Below are 18,950 nucleotides of genomic sequence, written 5' to 3'. Positions count from 1 at the left end.
TCCTTCGGCATGCCCGGGTTTGATGCCCATGCTTCTTTTACCGGATAAAATTGATGTTTACATTTAATCACTAACTGGACCTATAAGGTTTTGAAAACCTTATAGGTCCAGTTAGTGAATGGTTAACATTTTTTAGGTGATAAAAGAAGCATCGATCCCTAAAAACAAACCTAACGACCAACATTTTTAGTTGATAAAAGAAGCATAGACTTTTACTTCATCGTTTTCTTTTCTGAAACCGTACCTGTTCCTGCAACCTCCGGAAACCAAACCGTCATCTCCCCTTTTCCGCGGTTTGCCCAGGAGTAGTAGGGAATGGCCGTAAACCGAACAGGCTGTATTTTGCTTGTATCGCTTGTGTCAGCTTTTAAAACATGTCCGCTTAAAACGGTTAAACCGTTCAGCAGACCAGCATGATAAGCAGGTGTAAAAGTTGTCCCTTTCGGGATGACGATATTACTTACCTTGCCATCATTATCTTTCCATTCGGCACAATACATAATTGGCCCGCGCTGTAAAGCAACTTTACCTGCATCTTCTGCCAGGCTTGGGCTGGCTATTACTTTTTTAACCTCCATCGGCAAATTCACTGCAAGCCGATCGTTCTTTTTCCAAACCCTGCTGATCACGGCATAACCGTTTTGCATGGCATATTTTACAGGTTTTCCGTTTACTTTGATGGTTACAGAAGCTGGCTGATTCTTTTCAAAAGAATAAAGACCGGATGGGATTGCCTCATTTCTCACCCATCCCGGAATACGTACTTTCAGGGTAAATGCTTGCGGTGTTTCCGGTGATAAGGTAAACGACAGCAAACCGTTCCATGGGTAATTATTTTCCTGGATGATCTTAACCGCTTTTTTGTTGACCTGCAGATTTGCCTGGCTGCCCACAAAAAGGTTGATAAAAACAGCATCGCCTTTCTGTGCATACACATAACCCGGAAGAGCGGGAAGCAAACGGGCCAGGTTGGTTGGGCAGCAGGAACATTCAAACCAGCCAGACCTTACCGCTTCCAGGGATTTATTTACTTTCGATCCGGGGTTAACCTGCATCGCGTTGGTATAGAAAAAGGATTTTCCATCCAAACCAACACCGGAGATCAAGCCATTGTAAAGCACTTTTTCCATCAGGTCGATGTATTTTGAATCCCCGTGCAGCAGAAACATCCGCTGGTTCCAGAAAACGTTTCCTACTGCTGCGCAGGTTTCGTTATAAGCAGTTTCGTTGGGCAGTTCAAAGTTCGATCCAAACCTTTCCCCGCTTGGTACAGCACCAATTCCTCCCTGCACATACATTTTTTTGGAAACCATGTTGTCCCAAATCCGGTCGGTAGCGGTTAGATACTCCTGGTCGCCAGTTAATGCAGCTACATCTGCCATGCCTGAATATAAATACATTGCCCTAACCGCATGGCCTTCAGCTTCGTCCTGGTCTGTAACCGGCTCGTTATCCTGCCAGTACATGCCGTTTTTCCATTCATCGGTGCTTGTTTTATCGTAAGTTCTTTTGCCCCGTTCATCAATAAAGAATTTGGCTAAATCCAGGTAATCCTTTTTACCGGTGATGCGGTACAACCTCACCAAACCCATTTCCACAATTTCGTGCCCTGGCGCAACATGCCTTTTGCCCGGACCGAATGTTTTGACCAGCAGATCAGCATTTTTTAAAGCGATGTTTAAGAAATTACGTTTCCCGGTTGCTTGATAGTGCGCTGCAGCAGCTTCAAACATATGGCCGGAGTTATATAATTCGTGGCTTAACTCGTTTTCCCTAACCCAGCGTTCCGGGCCTGCCCAGGGATGCGGATGCAGCGGATCAATCGTTCTTGCCGTATATAAATAACCATCGGGCTCTTGTGCTTTGCCTACAATGGTAATGATGGAATCCAGGTAATGGTCCAACTTTGGATCGGGATGAACGGCCAGCGAATACGATGCACCTTCTATGGTTTTGTAAATATCGGTATCATCAAAAGGGAATTTAGTACAAAACTTTCCGCTTTTTGCTGCCGCCATTTCAAAGTTTTTTACACGGCCGGTATTTTCACATCGTTCAAAAGAAGCCGGAATAGTAACCGTTCGGTTGGTTTCTATTTTTGGCAGCCAGAACTGGTCTGCCAGCTTAACTTTGGTAAACGATACCGGACTAATTGTATAGTCTTTGTTTTGTGCACAGGCAACACTACTGTACAGCAAGACAGCAAAGAATAGCTTTTTCATTTTTTTCGGTCTATAGTTAACGTTCTGGTTTGGTTTCCAGAGCAATGGTTGATGCTTCTTTTATCAGCTAAAAATAATAACAAATTAGCATATTTAGTAGATTATGTTAAAAAGCAAACCATAAGAGCTACTGCATGTTAACTCTCCAATTAAACGAACATTATGACAAATTCGAAGAAGATAATTGCAAAAGCAATCGGACTTGGCGCCGTAGCCGGAATGCGTGCAACAGTTGCTCCAACCGCCCTCAGTTTCTTTTTAAACAAACATCCAAGTAAAGCCTTGGCCAAATCAGGCCTGAGCTTTTTGCAATCACCAATTACGGGCGTTATCACAAAAGTGTTAACGGCTGGCGAATTTTTAGGCGATCAATTGCCTAACGGGCCGAACCGCATTATTTTTCCGCAGGTAGCTGTACGTGTTGCATCAGGCGCTTTGGCTGGCGCAGGTTTGTTCCGTGCAAATAAAGCCGGAATTGCAAAAGGTTTAGTATTAGGCGGCGCTTCTGCTTTGGCAGTTACTTTCGCTACTTTTTACTTGCGGAAATATGTAGATAAAAAATTACACGCTAAAGATTCGATTGTTGGCGGCATTGAAGATTTGATCTCACTTGCAAGTGGTTGGGCAATTATGAAAAGATAAGAAGCAAATCCACAAGCCTCACCCTAAATCCCTCTCCAGGGGAGAGGGCCGGGGTGAGGCAAAAAAACAGCCGGTAAAAGAAGCATCCAAAATTGAATGCTTCTTTTACCGGCTAAAAATGATGATCGATTTTTTTTTGGATGAAGAACTGGAACAAGTTCAGCCCCGGGCAAAAAACTGGGCTTAAAATCTTATCCCCACAAATTACCTGGATAAGTTCCGCTGGCTACCAGTTCTGATATTTTTTGCTGAACAACCGGTTTATCTTCTTTATAAGTTACACCAAACCATTGTGCCGAAGTTGGGATCACTTTAAAAGATGCTTTTCCGGCTTTAATCAGCTCATCTGCTACTTTTGGCAGTAAAAATTCTGATTTCGGATCGGCGGCATTTTCCCCCACAAATTCTTTAAACAACGGTTCCATCAATCCATAAATGGCCGGAGAAAATCCCCAGAAATTCATCGAAGCACGTGGATCTTCATGCAATGGCGTTTCTACCCCGTTTTCTTCATACACAATCACGCCGTCTTTTTCGTAAACTTTCAAGCGCTCGTTAATTTCTAACAGGTTGTTGTTTTCATCAACCTTACAAACGCCGCGTGAAACAGAACCATGCTCAGATAAAGTTTTATCTATGCGGTAACCCATCAGCGAGAAATGGTTATCGGTAACTTCCCCGGTTAAAAACGCTGCCATTTTTTCAAAAGCTTCCGCGCCGTAAAAGTCGTCTGCATTAATTACGCAAAACGGTTCCTGTACCTGGTTTTTGGCTTCCAGTACCGCATGTGCCGTTCCCCAGGGTTTAGAACGTTCAATTTCCTGGTCGATGCCGTAAGGTTTTAAATTAAAGGTTTGAAAAACGTACTCGGTTTCAATTTTACCATTCAGTTTTGGCTCGAACTTAGATTTAAAGCTATCCACAAATTCTTCCCGGATGATGAAACTGATCTTGCCAAAACCGGCCTTGATCGCATCATAAATAGAATAATCAATAATGGTTTCGCCGTTCGGGCCAAAGCCATCCACTTGTTTCATGCTTCCGTAACGGCTTGCCATCCCGGCTGCCAAGATTAAAAGTGTTGGTTTCATTGTTTTATGTTGAATTGAAATTTAAAGTTTAGATTTTTATCCGATAAAAGAAGCATGATACTCTTTTTATCAGCCGAAAGTTTGTTTTTTTATTTAAAATATTTAAAATCCTGGCCATCCTGAATGTTCAGCAAACTTTGATAGATCAGGCTGATTACATTGTCCACATCTTCTTTATGCACCATTTCTACCGTGGTGTGCATGTAGCGCAAAGGCAAAGAAATCAAGGCTGAGGGAACGCCTGCGTTGGAATAAGCAAAAGCATCGGTATCGGTGCCGGTTGAACGGGAAGAAGCCTGGCGCTGGAACGGAATGTTGTTTTTTTCTGCCGTTTCCACCAATAATTTATTGACGTTTCGTTGTACTGCAGGCGCATAAGAAACAACCGGGCCACGGCCGCAAGCCAAATCACCTTGTGTTATTTTATTGATCATTGGTGTTTGCGTATCGTGGGTAACATCGGTAATAATGGCAACATCCGGTTCAATATATTCAGCAATCATGGCTGCGCCTTCCAGTCCGATCTCTTCCTGCACAGCGTTAACGATATACAAACCGAAAGGCAGTTTTACGTTGTTTTCTTTTAATAAGCGTGCAACTTCGGCAATCATGAAACCGCCAACACGGTTATCCAACGCGCGGCCAACGTAATAACGGTCGTTCAGTACCATAAATTCATCTTCATAAGTGATCACGCAGCCTACGTGCACGCCTAATTTTTCTACTTCTTCTTTGGTGGTGCAGCCGCAATCCAGACAAATGTTTTTTAAAGTGGGCGCTTCTTCCTTTTCGCCGCCGCGGGTATGAATGGCCGGCCAGCCGAATACTGCTTTTACCACCCCTTTTTCGGTGTAAATATTTACGCGTTTGGAAGGCGCAATTTGATGATCGGAACCGCCGTTACGGATCACATAAATTAAACCATCGCTGGTAATATAATTAACGAACCAGGAAATTTCATCTGCATGTGCTTCAATTACCACCCTGTATTCAGCATCAGGGTTGATAATTCCTACAGCCGTTCCATAATTATCTACGTATTGTGTATCGATATAAGGCTTTAAATATTCCAGCCACATTTTCTGGCCTTCTGCTTCAAAACCGGTTGGCGAAGAGTTATTGATGTATTTTTCTAAAAAAGAAAGGGATTCGGGTGTTACAACGGGCACGTGTACTTTTTCGGGTTTCTCTGTATTTTCGGGCATGTTTTCTATAAAATCCTTTTAAACGGTTTGTTTAAAAGCAAATATAGTAATCCAACTAAAAAGCGGGGAAAATGTTTAGCGCCCTTTTAAGGTGAGGCCATGCTTCTTTTATCAACATAAAACTGTTAAAGCTGCTTTTTCATCATCACAAATTCATGGCCGTTCTGCTGCCAGCTTTCTCCGGAAACCTCCAAACCAAAAGTTTTATAAAATTTTGATGCGGTTAATCTTGCATTGCACCAAATAGTTTCGAGGTTTTCTGCGGATGCCAGGTCAAGAATAAATTCCATCATTTGCCTGCCGTAACCTTTTCCTTGTTGTGCTGTCAGCGTTGCTAATTTTCGGAATTGTAAAGCTTCATCTTTAACAAAAAGTGAAACCACTACGGTTAATTCATCTGCAACAAACAAGCCGAAATGGCGGCCTTGTGCATCGTCGGCAAGTTTTACTTTATCAATTTCAAATTCAGGATACATTACTTTTTGTCTGATTGGCCAGGTTTGTTCCGCAGTAATGGATTTAATTATTGCTGACATTTTAAAAGGTTTACAGCTATCAGCAATCGGCTTTCAGCTAAAATTTAACGAACAAAAATATAGTATTCACAAAAAACATTAGTTAAAGCTATATACGAAGTGTGCTTTTTTTCTTTCGCTGATGTCTGACTGCTTAAAGCTAATAGCTTCAAGCAGAATAACCTTTTAGCAACTCGCGGTATTGGTTTAACACGGTTGATTTGGAAATAAAACCAACAAAGTTTTCGCCTGCAACAACAGGCAAATTCCAGGTATTGGTATCGTCAAACTTGCGGATAATGCTGCGCATATCATCTTCCAGTTGTATGGTTGCCGGCGGCGCTTTCATTACTTTTTCCACATCCAATTCTTCGTACATTTCGTGGTTAAACATCACGGGGCGAATATCATCCAAAGTAATAATACCAACCAGGGTACTGTTTTCGAGCACGGCAATAAAATTACGATGGCCCTGCCTCACCAGATCAAGCAACTCTGGAAAAGAAGCGTGCACGTTAATGGTTTGGATGTTTTTTTCGATCAGGTCTGGCGTATGGAGCAGCGAAAGCAGGTTACGGTCGTGCTCGGTTGTAAAAATTTGTCCTTCTTCCGCCAATTGTTTCAGGTCCGGGGAGATGGGCGAGAACCATTTGGATATTACAAAAGAAATAACCGAAACGATCATCAGCGGAATAAACAGGTCGTAACCAGAACTCGCTTCTGCAATTAAAAAAATAGCTGTTAAAGGCGCATACATTACGCCACTCATCACACCTGCCATTCCAACAATAAGCAAGTTATTAACCGGAACGTTAGGAAAACCCAACTGCACATAAACCGAAGCCAGGAAAAAACCAAGCGTGCCACCACAAACCAATGAAGGTGCGAAGTTACCGCCTACGCCACCACTATTAATAGTAATAGAAGTAGCAAAAGCCTTGAAGATGCAAACACAGCCCAAAAACAGCAGGATAAACCAGGAATGATACGGGAAATATTTTAAAAAACTAACGGAAACAACCGATTGCACTTGTCCGTTCGCCAGGCTTTTTACCGATTGGTAGCCTTCGCCAAAAAGCGGCGGCAATAAAACGCACAGCACCGAAAGCATCAGCCCGCCAATAACGGCTTTTTGAAAACGGTTTCTTTTTAAATGCTTGAAAAAATGTTCTACCTGCTGTGAGATCACCACAAAATAGCGGGCATAGAGGCCGCAGCAAATCCCTAAAATAATATAATAAGGGATATTGGTATAATCAAAAGGATGGCGTGTACGAAACTGAAACAAGGTAGCTTCGTTCAGGATAATTTTAGAAAGCAAGCTTCCGCAAACGGCTGCTACAACCAGCGGAATAAAATCGGTAAAGACCACGCCTGTCAGCAAAATTTCAAACGCAAACATAATTCCGGCCATAGGCGCATTAAAGGCTGCCGCAATACCCGCAGATGCGCCTGCTGCCAGCAACAAAGTCCGCTCCCGATAATCCAGTTTATAAGTCCGTGCAAAGTTAGAACCAATGGCAGAACCGGTTACCGCAATGGGGCTTTCCAGACCGGCAGAACCGCCAAAACCAACGGTTAAAGCGCTTTGTACAATTTGCGAGTACATTTTTGTAGAAGCAACGAGGCTGGAATTTTGTGCAATTTCATATAAAATTGCTGGTACGCCTTTTCGTTTTTCTCCTGTGAAAAAAGTAATAGAAGCTAAAGTGGTTAAAACGATACCGATAACCGGAAACAGCATGTAGTAAATCACCTGCTCTTCAAAATGGACTTTATCATGAATGAGGTATTCGATGTAATGCACCAGCGATTTGAGGAAAACGCCTGCCAGGCCGGAAGTAAGGCCAACAAAAATACCCGAAAGCAGCAGGAACTGGCTGCGTGAAACATTGTTACGGACCCACATCAGGATGATTTCGTAACTTTTGGCTTTGAGTATGCTGCTCTTTTTAAAGCTTTTTAAAAGATGGATGAATTGCGCATACTTTTTTTTACGGGTAAAATCTGTCACGTAAACTGGGTTTGGTTGGGCAAAAATAGGGAAAATAAAAAAAGGCGAGTTGCCCCGCCTTAAATGTTTTCACAACGGAATAATCCTTATTGTGATTTGCTTTCAACAACAAAAGTAAAAAATATATTTAACACTTACCTCCATCCATTAGGCCTTTTTAAAATAAATCCATTCGGTTTTTGCACTTCATCTTCAAATTGAGCATCTTTTAATTTTTTCCTGCCAATGATCATATTCCCTTTTGAAACATTTTTAACACTAACATTGAACCTATTGGGAGGAAATCCGACAAAAACGCGTTTTGACGGAAACAAAGATTGGATAGATTTAATAGGTGGGACCAAATCACTATCGCCTGTAATTAAAAATGCCGCATCATATTTATCATTAAAGGCATCTTCCATCATCGAAACTGCAATATTAACATCGGTCATTTTTTCATTTGAGTAAGGATAGGTATGACCACATTTTCTACATTCTTCGATATGAGATTGGTAGTGCCCATAAACTATCTTACAATCACTTAATGTTTCTATCGCTTCTATATACGTATTTTGCCTTCGCTCCTTATCTGGATTATTGCGGATCCTAGAAGTAAAATAATTTAAGTGTACTAATTCTTGATTAGGCTTAAGTAAAGATAATACCAATTTTTTCGGATTTAGCCAAAGCGTATCATTGCCGCTTTGTTTCATACCAAAATAAAGATTAAAACCATCTATATACGCAATAATTCTTTCGTTGTGATTTGCTTTCATTCTTTGAATATATTATCTTTGCATTACAAGAACAGCTCCATAGATAGTATCTTTGGATAGACGCTCCAGTAATGGGGCGTTTCGTGTTTAATACAAATATAGTTTAAATAATTAGAAAACAAATTTTTCTACAGTACTAATATTAACTATATTTGAGGATAAAAAATAGAAAAGGTGGGATATTTCTATATTACTATAAATAATGTTTGGAACATTATATACAGTACTGTAGGCTGTGATTTGCTTTCCCTTTTTAATTCCCCATCTTTTCTTATTTTTAAAACAAAACCTTTAGATACCTTTCTATGAAAAAAATTTTAGGACTTGACCTTGGGACTAACTCGATCGGCTGGGCTTTGATAAAACAAGATTTTGAAAATAAACAAGGGAAAATTCTTGGCTTGGGAAGTAGGATTATTCCCATGTCTCAAGATATTTTAGGAGAATTTGAAAGAGGAAATTCTATTTCACAGACGGCTGAACGTACCCGTTTAAGAGGTACGAGAAGATTAAGGGAGCGTCATTTATTACGCAGAGAAAGGCTACACAGAATATTAAATACACTTGAATTTCTTCCTCAGCATTATGCTAATAAAATTGACTTTAATGCCCGTTTAGGTAAATTTTTACCAGAAACAGAAACTAAACTAGTTTACGATGATAACGGCAATTTCATCTTCAAAGAATCTTTTGAAGAAATGCTTACAGATTTTCTAAAACACCAACCTGAGTTAATGAACAGAAAAAACAAGAAAGGTGAAGATGCAAAGATACCTTACGATTGGACAATTTACTATTTGAGAAAAAAAGCATTAACCAAAAAGATAGAAAAAGAGGAATTAGCCTGGTTGCTTTTGCATTTTAACCAAAAGCGTGGCTATTATCAATTACGTGGTGAAGAAACTGACAATAAGCCGAATAAACTGGAAGATTTTTACTCACTAAAAATAGTTGACGTAACCGCAGATGAACCACAAAAGGGCAAGAATGAAATCTGGTATAATATTATTTTAGAAAATGGCTGGATTTACCGTCGTGCAAGCAAATTACCATTGTTTGATTGGAAAGATAAGATTCGTGATTTTATTGTGACTACTGACCTAAACGAAGATGGCAGTATTAAAAAAGACAAAGAAGGAAAAGAAAAAAGAAGCTTCCGTTTACCAAAAGAAGATGATTGGCAATTACTGAAAAAGAAGACTGAAAATGACATTGAAAAATCTGATAAAAGTGTAGGCGAATATGTTTATGATGCGCTTTTACAAAAGCCTAATCAAAAAATAAAGGGTAAACTTATACGCACTATTGAAAGAAAATTTTACAAGAGCGAGTTAGAACAAATTCTGAAAAAGCAAATTGAATTGCATAATTCGTTGCAAGATAGAAATCTGTATCAACAATGCGTAGAAGAGTTATATCCGCACAATTTACATCATCAATCTACCTTATTAAATAAGGACTTTCTGCACCTTATTGTAGAAGATATTTTGTACTATCAAAGACCATTACGCAGTCAAAAAAGCTCTATCAGTAATTGCCCCTTAGAGTCAAGAACTTTTATACTCGAAGGTGTAAAAAAAACAGAACCTATAAAGTGTATTTCAAAATCACATCCATTGTATCAAGAGTTTCGCTTATGGCAATGGATAAGCAACTTGCGTATTATTAACAGAGGAAATGATGCTAATGAAACCGAAAATCATTTGCAGACTATTGACGATTTCACTGCACTATTCGATTTTTTAAATGAACGAAAAGAAATAGACCAACAGTCGTTATTGAAATATTTTAAATTAAAGGGAAGCAATTACCGCTGGAACTATGTAGAGGATAAAAAATATCCTTGCAATGAAACCCATTCTATGATAGTTAGCAGATTGGAAAAGGTAAATGACGTACCACAAGGATTTTTAACTAAAAAAACGGAAGAAGAATTATGGCATATTATCTATTCTGTAACTGATAAAATTGAATACGAAAAAGCATTGAAATCTTTTGCACATAAAAACGGCCTTGATTTAGTTAGTTTTTATGATGCATTCAAGAAATTTCCTCCGTTTCCAAGTAATTATGGTTCTTACTCAGCAAAGGCAATAAAAAAATTATTACCCTTAATGCGTATGGGTAAATATTGGAATGAAGAAAATATATACGAAAAAACAAAAGATAGAATTACAAAAATTATTAATGCGGAAGTAGATGAAACGATACAAAATAGGGTCAGGGATAAAGCTATTAATTTAACAGATACCAATCATTTTCAGGGATTACCAGAATGGTTGGCTAAATATGTAGTGTATGATCATCATTCGGAAAAAAGTGATTTAGGACAATGGAAAACTGTTAGCGACTTAGAAGAATATTTGAAATCTTTTAGACAACATTCTTTGAAAAACCCAATAGTAGAACAGGTAATTACCGAATCACTTAGAACTGTAAAAGATATTTGGCAGTATTATGGAGATGGAGTTGAAGGCTTCTTTGATGAAATTCATATTGAGTTAGGCCGTGATATGAAAAATCCCGCTGTTGAACGAAAGCGAATCACAGAACAAGTAACTAAAAACGAAAATACCAATCTCCGAATTAAAGCTTTATTAGCCGAAATGCTAAACGATAATTCTGTTGAGAATGTACGGCCTTATTCACCTACTCAGCAGGATATTTTGAAGATATATGAGGATTTTGTATTAAATGCAGCTATCGAAATACCTGAGGATATTGAAAAAATCAGCACACAAGCACAACCTACAAGTTCTGAGTTGCAGCGATACAAGCTTTGGCTTGAACAAAAATATCGTTCGCCTTATACAGGTGAAATTATCCCATTAAACAAACTATTTACACCAGCCTATGAAATAGAACATATTATTCCTCAAAGCCGGTATTTTGATGATAGCTTTAGTAATAAAGTAATATGTGAAGCAGCTGTAAATACTTTAAAAGGCGGTCAAACTGCTTTACAATTTATCCAAAATCATTATGGGCAAATTGTAGAAGTAGGTATGGGTAAAACTGTTATGGTTTTTACTGAGGACGCCTACACATCTTTCGTAAAACAGTACTACGATAAAAGCCGAACAAAGAAAAATAAACTGTTAGCATTAGATATTCCTGAAAAAATGATTGAACGGCAAATGAATGATACCCGTTACATCAGCAAGTTTATTATGCAGGTCTTATCAAATATTGTAAGAACAGACAAAGATGATGACGGCGCAAACTCTAAGAATATATTGGCAAGCAATGGACAAATTACGACTAAACTGAAACAGGACTGGGGAATGGATGCTATTTGGAATGAATTGATCTTACCACGCTTTGAAAGACTGAACCAAATAACGAATACAACTCACTTTACAGTTTACAATGAAAAATACCAAAAATACTTACCGGCTGTTCCATTAGAATTACAAAGAGGGTTCCAAAAGAAAAGGATAGACCACCGCCACCATGCTATGGATGCATTAGTAATAGCTTGTGCTACCCGTAGCCACATCAACTTCTTAAATAACCAAAACGCTTTAGATAAAAATAAATCAATAGAGCAAAAGCAACAAGGTCGTTATAATTTAAGAAAAACGCTTTGCGATAAAAAATACAATGACGGTTCTTCTGAAAATTACAAATGGGTATTTAAACAACCGTGGGTAGGATTTATCCCCGAAGCAAAAAGTAAATTAGAACAAGTTGTGGTAAGTTTTAAACAAAATTTGCGGATCATTAATAAAACTGTCAATCAGCATGACATTATAATAAAGGGCGGAAAAAAAGATAAGTTAAAACAGCAAAAAGGGGAAAGTTGGGCAATCAGAAAACCATTGCACAAAGATACAGTATCAGGATCGGTTTCATTAAGAAAAACAAAACCAGTTTCATTATCCACTACCTTTGAATCACCTGAAAATATTATTGATAAGCCTTTAAGAAAATATATAAAAAAACTAATTGCAGAAGGCTTGGACAAGAAGAAATTAGTAAAGCACTTTAAAGAAAATAACAATCAGCTATATGGGCAAGATATTTCCAAAGTAGGCATTTACTATTGGGAAAATGATAATGTTGCATCCAGAGTAAGCCTTGACATTACTTTTAATAAAGCAAGAATTGAAAGTATTACTGATACTGGTATTCAAAAAATTCTATTGAAACACCTCGAAAACAGTAAAGACAATCCTGAAATTGCTTTTTCGCCTGAAGGAATTGAGGAAATGAACAAAAACATTGTTGTGTTAAACAATGGAAAATTTCATCAACCCATTTTAAAAGTACGAACTTATGAAACTAAGGGAAATAAGTTTGCAGTAGGTCAATCAGGCAATAAGAAAACAAAATTTGTTGAGGCTGCAAAGGGCACAAACCTTTTCTTTGCAATTTACCAAGATGAAAACGGCAAACGAAGTTTTGAAACCATTCCTTTAAATATTGTAATCGAGCGCCAAAAGCAAAAACTATTATCTGTGCCAGAAAGTAACGTAGATGAACAAAAACTTTTAATGTTTCTATCTCCGAATGATCTTGTTTATGTACCGACCAAAGAAGAAAGAGAACATATTTCAAACATCAACTTTAGCAATCTTGATAAAGAGCATGTAAAAAGAGTTTATAAAATGGCAAGTTCAACCTCTTATCAATGCTTTTTTATACGAAATGATATTGCAACATCAATTGTAAACAAAGTAGAGTTTTCTGCTTTAAACAAAACAGAAAAATCAGTTGATGATATAATGATTAAAGAGTTTTGTATAAAACTTTCTATTGATCGTTTAGGAAATATTAAACCTGTTTTTAATACTCAAATTTAACATTTTAATAAAACACTTCTTTTACGACTAAAATTTAGAACTGAAATTCTGGACTGCACAAATGATGTAATTTAAACACGTAAAAAAAGCATTGACAAACTTGGAAGTTAAATGTAAATTACCTCTATGATCAAACGCACCCTCCATTTCAGCAACCCGGCCTACCTCAGCCTAAAAGAAAGCCAGTTACAAATAGACCTGCCGCATTTAAAAGTTTTAGGCGAAAAGGAATCTAAAAAAACAGTGCCGGTTGAAGATGTTGGGATTGTGGTATTAGACCATCAGCAAATTACCATTACCCATGGTTGTATGGCTGCATTGCTGGAAAACAATGCAGCCATCATTACCTGCAACCATACGCATCATCCAACCGGAATGATGCTGCCGATTGACGGGCACGATACTCAAAGCGAGCGTTTCCGTTATCAGATAGATGCTTCCCAACCTTTAAAAAAGCAATTGTGGCAGCAAACTATGCAGGCTAAAATACTAAACCAGGCTGCGGTATTGGCAGATCGCGGTATCGCGTACGAGAATATGCTGCACTGGGCAAAATCAGTAAAATCAGGCGATCCGGATAATTACGAAGGCCGGGCAGCAGCTTATTACTGGAAGAATGTGTTTCCGAAGAAAATAGAATTCTTTCGCGGGCGCGAAGGAGATCCGCCCAACAACCTTTTAAATTATGGTTATGCTATTTTAAGGGCTATTGTAGCAAGGGGACTGGTTTGCTCCGGCCTGCTCCCTACCCTTGGCATCCATCACCGCAACAAATACAATGCCTATTGCCTGGCCGATGATATTATGGAGCCTTACCGCCCTTATGTTGACCGGATCGTTTTAAAGATCATTGATAATGGCGAGAACTTTTTGGAGCTGGGCACTTCCATTAAAACACAATTGCTTGGGATTGCAACGGTTGACGTGGAATTTGAAAAAGGCCGCAGCCCTTTAATGGTTGGCCTGCAAAACACTACGGCTTCGCTTGCCAAGTGTTATGAAGGGACGGCCAGGAAGATTGCCTACCCCTTTATCAGAAACTTTGAAGCTAAACGAAATTATAAAGCCTTTACCGAGGGTGACTTCAGCAAAGCTGCCGAAGCGGAAACAGGTTATAAAACAGCAATTGATGATATAGATTTACCTTTTTAATGAATGCGTTTAAATGAATACCGCATCTTGTGGATATTAGTATTGTTCGACCTGCCTACCGAAACTAAAAAGGAAAGGCAGATTTACAGTAAGTTTCGTAAGGACATTATGAAAGATGGCTTTGCCATGTTCCAGTTTTCGATTTACCTGCGCCATTGCAGTAGCCGCGAAAATGCCGACGTACATATTAAGCGGATAAAAAAAGCATTGCCTGCCAAAGGGCATGTAGGCATTATCACGATAACCGACAAGCAGTTCGGGATGATGGAACTGTTTTATGGGAAAGAAGAAAAAGCCCTGCCAAACACGCCACAACAATTAGAACTATTTTAAGGTGGTCCATTTCGTATTACCAGCTCAGCCATACTTCTTTTAGCAATAAAAAATCTGCACTTATATTTTTAAATATAGAACAGATAAAAAAGAAAGTTTAATGATTTTATAAGGTAAAAGAAGCAGTAAAGAGTAGCTACCCCTTTCCATTAGAAAAACAAAACAACAAAAATAAAAACCCCGGAAGCTAAAGCAACCGAGTTTTTTATTTTCTGATTTTTTGATTAAACTACTGATATTTAACTCCTTATAAGCTGATAGGTTGGGTTAAATATCAGTAATTCAAAGAATGAAAGCAAATCACAACAATGGAAATGCTATTGATAATTAATATCTGTTGGGTTAAATATCAGTAATTCAAAGAATGAAAGCAAATCACAACTTGAATCTGTGAAGGCTATAAATGCTCAAAGTTGGGTTAAATATCAGTAATTCAAAGAATGAAAGCAAATCACAACCTTTTAGCCCAATTATATATTTTTCGGCATGTTGGGTTAAATATCAGTAATTCAAAGAATGAAAGCAAATCACAACTACACCAACATGGGTAGTTGAGCATCATAAGTTGGGTTAAATATCAGTAATTCAAAGAATGAAAGCAAATCACAACATGTTATTGCTGCTGTTGCTTCGCAAATTGGTTGGGTTAAATATCAGTAATTCAAAGAATGAAAGCAAATCACAACAATACTGTTTAACTCGTTGGCATAGCGTGCGTTGGGTTAAATATCAGTAATTCAAAGAATGAAAGCAAATCACAACTAAAAATCCGATGCCCAACTTACAGGGTAAGTTGGGTTAAATATCAGTAATTCAAAGAATGAAAGCAAATCACAACATATATAGATGATACTTGCCAAATTTGCGGGTTGGGTTAAATATCAGTAATTCAAAGAATGAAAGCAAATCACAACTGACTAAATATGTTGGTGGAAATGACAAACGTTGGGTTAAATATCAGTAATTCAAAGAATGAAAGCAAATCACAACAAACAGCAATTAGGTATTAAACAGCAATTAGTTGGGTTAAATATCAGTAATTCAAAGAATGAAAGCAAATCACAACCCGACACAAAAAGATTAATAATCTGTGCTTGTTGGGTTAAATATCAGTAATTCAAAGAATGAAAGCAAATCACAACACAGACAACGATAATTTAAATAACTTTTTAGTTGGGTTAAATATCAGTAATTCAAAGAATGAAAGCAAATCACAACCGGACGGAAGTTGGATAGTAGGTGTAAAGGTTGGGTTAAATATCAGTAATTCAAAGAATGAAAGCAAATCACAACACCACGCGGAGTACTTATAAACAACGCGTTGTTGGGTTAAATATCAGTAATTCAAAGAATGAAAGCAAATCACAACCGAATACTATCAGATGGAGCGGGCGGATGAGTTGGGTTAAATATCAGTAATTCAAAGAATGAAAGCAAATCACAACAATACAAACATCTGGATCGGGCAATGGCTCGTTGGGTTAAATATCAGTAATTCAAAGAATGAAAGCAAATCACAACAATTTGGCGTACCAGCCGCTGTTTATTACGTTGGGTTAAATATCAGTAATTCAAAGAATGAAAGCAAATCACAACGCTCTGCCAGGTCGTATTCCACACCGTTTTGTTGGGTTAAATATCAGTAATTCAAAGAATGAAAGCAAATCACAACGCGGAATTGATAGGATAACTTTTTTAAGCGTTGGGTTAAATATCAGTAATTCAAAGAATGAAAGCAAATCACAACACAATACCAGAATCACACGCATTACACTTAGTTGGGTTAAATATCAGTAATTCAAAGAATGAAAGCAAATCACAACATGATAAGGAACATAAGTTTAAAGGGATTGGTTGGGTTAAATATCAGTAATTCAAAGAATGAAAGCAAATCACAACTTAATTCCGTTTAATTTTGTTGTGTAATTTGTTGGGTTAAATATCAGTAATTCAAAGAATGAAAGCAAATCACAACACTTCGTCGCCAATTTTTAAGCTATTGATTGTTGGGTTAAATATCAGTAATTCAAAGAATGAAAGCAAATCACAACATTTAATTATGGGCATGCTGCACCAGTTTAGTTGGGTTAAATATCAGTAATTCAAAGAATGAAAGCAAATCACAACATTGAATTTGAGATATTTTTAATTCCATTAGTTGGGTTAAATATCAGTAATTCAAAGAATGAAAGCAAATCACAACTGCTGCCAGTTGTCTGAACCCGCCGCCGTTGTTGGGTTAAATATCAGTAATTCAAAGAATGAAAGCAAATCACAACAAAGATCAATTGATTGCATTTAATACTTATGTTGGGTTAAATATCAGTAATTCAAAGAATGAAAGCAAATCACAACATACTGCTCGGAGGGTGGAAGTTGCTCGGGGTTGGGTTAAATATCAGTAATTCAAAGAATGAAAGCAAATCACAACTGCAGATGACGGCAATAGTTTTTTGTCCGGGTTGGGTTAAATATCAGTAATTCAAAGAATGAAAGCAAATCACAACAGCAGCAGGGAAACTACAGACCTGAGCGGCGTTGGGTTAAATATCAGTAATTCAAAGAATGAAAGCAAATCACAACCCGTTCCAGCAGTTCTTCTGTTGATTTTTGTTGGGTTAAATATCAGTAATTCAAAGAATGAAAGCAAATCACAACCATTAGGCAATGCGCCCATCGGTGCTGTTTGTTGGGTTAAATATCAGTAATTCAAAGAATGAAAGCAAATCACAACCAATATTTGTATGGAAACTCTTCAAAAGAAGTTGGGTTAAATATCAGTAATTCAAAGAATGAAAGCAAATCACAACGGAAGAAAAGCTTTAACCGCTGCGAAGTAAGTTGGGTTAAATATCAGTAATTCAAAGAATGAAAGCAAATCACAACGCAGCTAGATTTCATTTGTTATTTACGTTAGTTGGGTTAAATATCAGTAATTCAAAGAATGAAAGCAAATCACAACACGCCGATAAGGCTTTGGCAATACTATGTAGTTGGGTTAAATATCAGTAATTCAAAGAATGAAAGCAAATCACAACAAGTTAAGGTTTTTTTATGCCCAAACCATAGTTGGGTTAAATATCAGTAATTCAAAGAATGAAAGCAAATCACAACCACACAAGTAAAAAGGCTTACACACAGGTAGTTGGGTTAAATATCAGTAATTCAAAGAATGAAAGCAAATCACAACAGATAGCCGTTAACCGAAACAAAATGGAAGGTTGGGTTAAATATCAGTAATTCAAAGAATGAAAGCAAATCACAACAGTTCCTGCATCCAGCTAATGTCTTCTTCTGTTGGGTTAAATATCAGTAATTCAAAGAATGAAAGCAAATCACAACAGTTAATGGCTCTTTAAATTCTAAAACAAGTTGGGTTAAATATCAGTAATTCAAAGAATGAAAGCAAATCACAACAATAATGCCTACATTGACTTTCATTTTCATGTTGGGTTAAATATCAGTAATTCAAAGAATGAAAGCAAATCACAACTACAAACTTCAGGGTTATTTTTTCAAGTACGTTGGGTTAAATATCAGTAATTCAAAGAATGAAAGCAAATCACAACAAATACCGCGTTGGCGAAAATTGGGTTTTTGTTGGGTTAAATATCAGTAATTCAAAGAATGAAAGCAAATCACAACCGAAATTCAAAGACTTAGAAAATGAAAAAGTTGGGTTAAATATCAGTAATTCAAAGAATGAAAGCAAATCACAACAAGATTCAAGTATTAAGCTCGTGCCTGATGGTTGGGTTAAATATCAGTAATTCAAAGAATGAAAGCAAATCACAACAGCAGTATGATAACCCCATGTTATGGGAAAGTTGGGTTAAATATCAGTAATTCAAAGAATGAAAGCAAATCACAACATACTGATGATGATGAGCAGCAGCTCAAATGTTGGGTTAAATATCAGTAATTCAAAGAATGAAAGCAAATCACAACATTATCGCCTTTTATTTATTGGTTGCCTTAGTTGGGTTAAATATCAGTAATTCAAAGAATGAAAGCAAATCACAACAAAGGATCAGGGTTCTGAAAGACCATAATGTTGGGTTAAATATCAGTAATTCAAAGAATGAAAGCAAATCACAACTTAACCTGAAATAGATTATCTTTTTGAACAGTTGGGTTAAATATCAGTAATTCAAAGAATGAAAGCAAATCACAACAAATCGTGTAAAACATGGTATTTTTTATCGTTGGGTTA

The 18,950-nt window shown here is 37.4% G+C and carries 10 protein-coding genes and 1 CRISPR repeat array (1 of these 11 only partly in view); of the genes, 4 read left to right on the top strand and 6 right to left on the bottom strand.

Annotation, left to right across the window (positions count from 1 at the left end; translation table 11 throughout):
* Positions 1 to 212: 212 nt before the first annotated feature.
* Positions 213 to 2,222 (bottom strand): glycoside hydrolase family 127 protein, encoded by a 2,010-nt coding sequence (locus tag GO621_RS09535; RefSeq protein ID WP_157566402.1) that lies wholly within the window; start codon positions 2,220 to 2,222, stop codon positions 213 to 215.
* A gap of 162 nt (positions 2,223 to 2,384) precedes the next feature.
* On the opposite strand from GO621_RS09535, the gene GO621_RS09530 reads away from it, so the two are divergent.
* Positions 2,385 to 2,864, top strand: coding sequence for a DUF4126 family protein (locus tag GO621_RS09530; RefSeq protein ID WP_157566400.1), 480 nt, complete (start codon positions 2,385 to 2,387; stop codon positions 2,862 to 2,864).
* A 191-nt stretch (positions 2,865 to 3,055) separates the two neighbouring features.
* On the opposite strand, the gene GO621_RS09525 is transcribed toward GO621_RS09530, so the two are convergent.
* The 5 genes from GO621_RS09525 to GO621_RS09505 form a co-directional block, all read right to left on the bottom strand.
* Complete coding sequence (locus tag GO621_RS09525; protein WP_157566398.1) at positions 3,056 to 3,955, bottom strand: nucleotidyltransferase family protein; 900 nt, start codon at positions 3,953 to 3,955, stop codon at positions 3,056 to 3,058.
* A gap of 89 nt (positions 3,956 to 4,044) precedes the next feature.
* Positions 4,045 to 5,160: a M42 family metallopeptidase gene (locus tag GO621_RS09520; RefSeq protein WP_157566396.1), complete on the bottom strand. Its 1,116-nt coding sequence runs from the start codon at positions 5,158 to 5,160 to the stop codon at positions 4,045 to 4,047.
* 125 nt (positions 5,161 to 5,285) lie between these two features.
* Positions 5,286 to 5,696, bottom strand: coding sequence for a GNAT family N-acetyltransferase (locus GO621_RS09515; RefSeq protein WP_157566394.1), 411 nt, complete (start codon positions 5,694 to 5,696; stop codon positions 5,286 to 5,288).
* 148 nt (positions 5,697 to 5,844) lie between these two features.
* Complete coding sequence (locus GO621_RS09510) at positions 5,845 to 7,689, bottom strand: chloride channel protein (RefSeq protein WP_198170197.1); 1,845 nt, start codon at positions 7,687 to 7,689, stop codon at positions 5,845 to 5,847.
* Between the two features lie 134 nt (positions 7,690 to 7,823).
* Complete coding sequence (locus tag GO621_RS09505) at positions 7,824 to 8,447, bottom strand: NYN domain-containing protein (RefSeq protein ID WP_157566392.1); 624 nt, start codon at positions 8,445 to 8,447, stop codon at positions 7,824 to 7,826.
* A gap of 305 nt (positions 8,448 to 8,752) precedes the next feature.
* On the opposite strand from GO621_RS09505, the gene cas9 reads away from it, so the two are divergent.
* The 3 genes from cas9 (at position 8,753) to cas2 (ending at position 14,737) form a co-directional block, all read left to right on the top strand.
* Complete coding sequence (gene cas9 / locus GO621_RS09500; protein ID WP_157566390.1) at positions 8,753 to 13,252, top strand: type II CRISPR RNA-guided endonuclease Cas9; 4,500 nt, start codon at positions 8,753 to 8,755, stop codon at positions 13,250 to 13,252.
* A 126-nt stretch (positions 13,253 to 13,378) separates the two neighbouring features.
* A complete protein-coding gene (gene cas1, locus GO621_RS09495; RefSeq protein WP_157566388.1) occupies positions 13,379 to 14,404 on the top strand; it encodes a type II CRISPR-associated endonuclease Cas1 in 1,026 nt (341 codons plus the stop codon).
* 3 nt (positions 14,405 to 14,407) lie between these two features.
* A complete protein-coding gene (gene cas2, locus GO621_RS09490; protein WP_157566386.1) occupies positions 14,408 to 14,737 on the top strand; it encodes a CRISPR-associated endonuclease Cas2 in 330 nt (109 codons plus the stop codon).
* Positions 14,738 to 14,998: 261 nt separating this feature from the next.
* A CRISPR array of direct repeats spans positions 14,999 to 18,950; the repeat unit is 46 nt; unit sequence GTTGGGTTAAATATCAGTAATTCAAAGAATGAAAGCAAATCACAAC (it continues 5,273 nt past the right edge of the window).

It is taken from the genome of Mucilaginibacter arboris (assembly GCF_009754915.1).
Taxonomy (GTDB): Bacteria; Bacteroidota; Bacteroidia; order Sphingobacteriales; family Sphingobacteriaceae; genus Mucilaginibacter_A; species Mucilaginibacter_A arboris.
The sequence above is the reverse complement of the archived record's forward strand: the minus strand, read 5'-3'. Positions and strand labels throughout refer to the sequence as shown.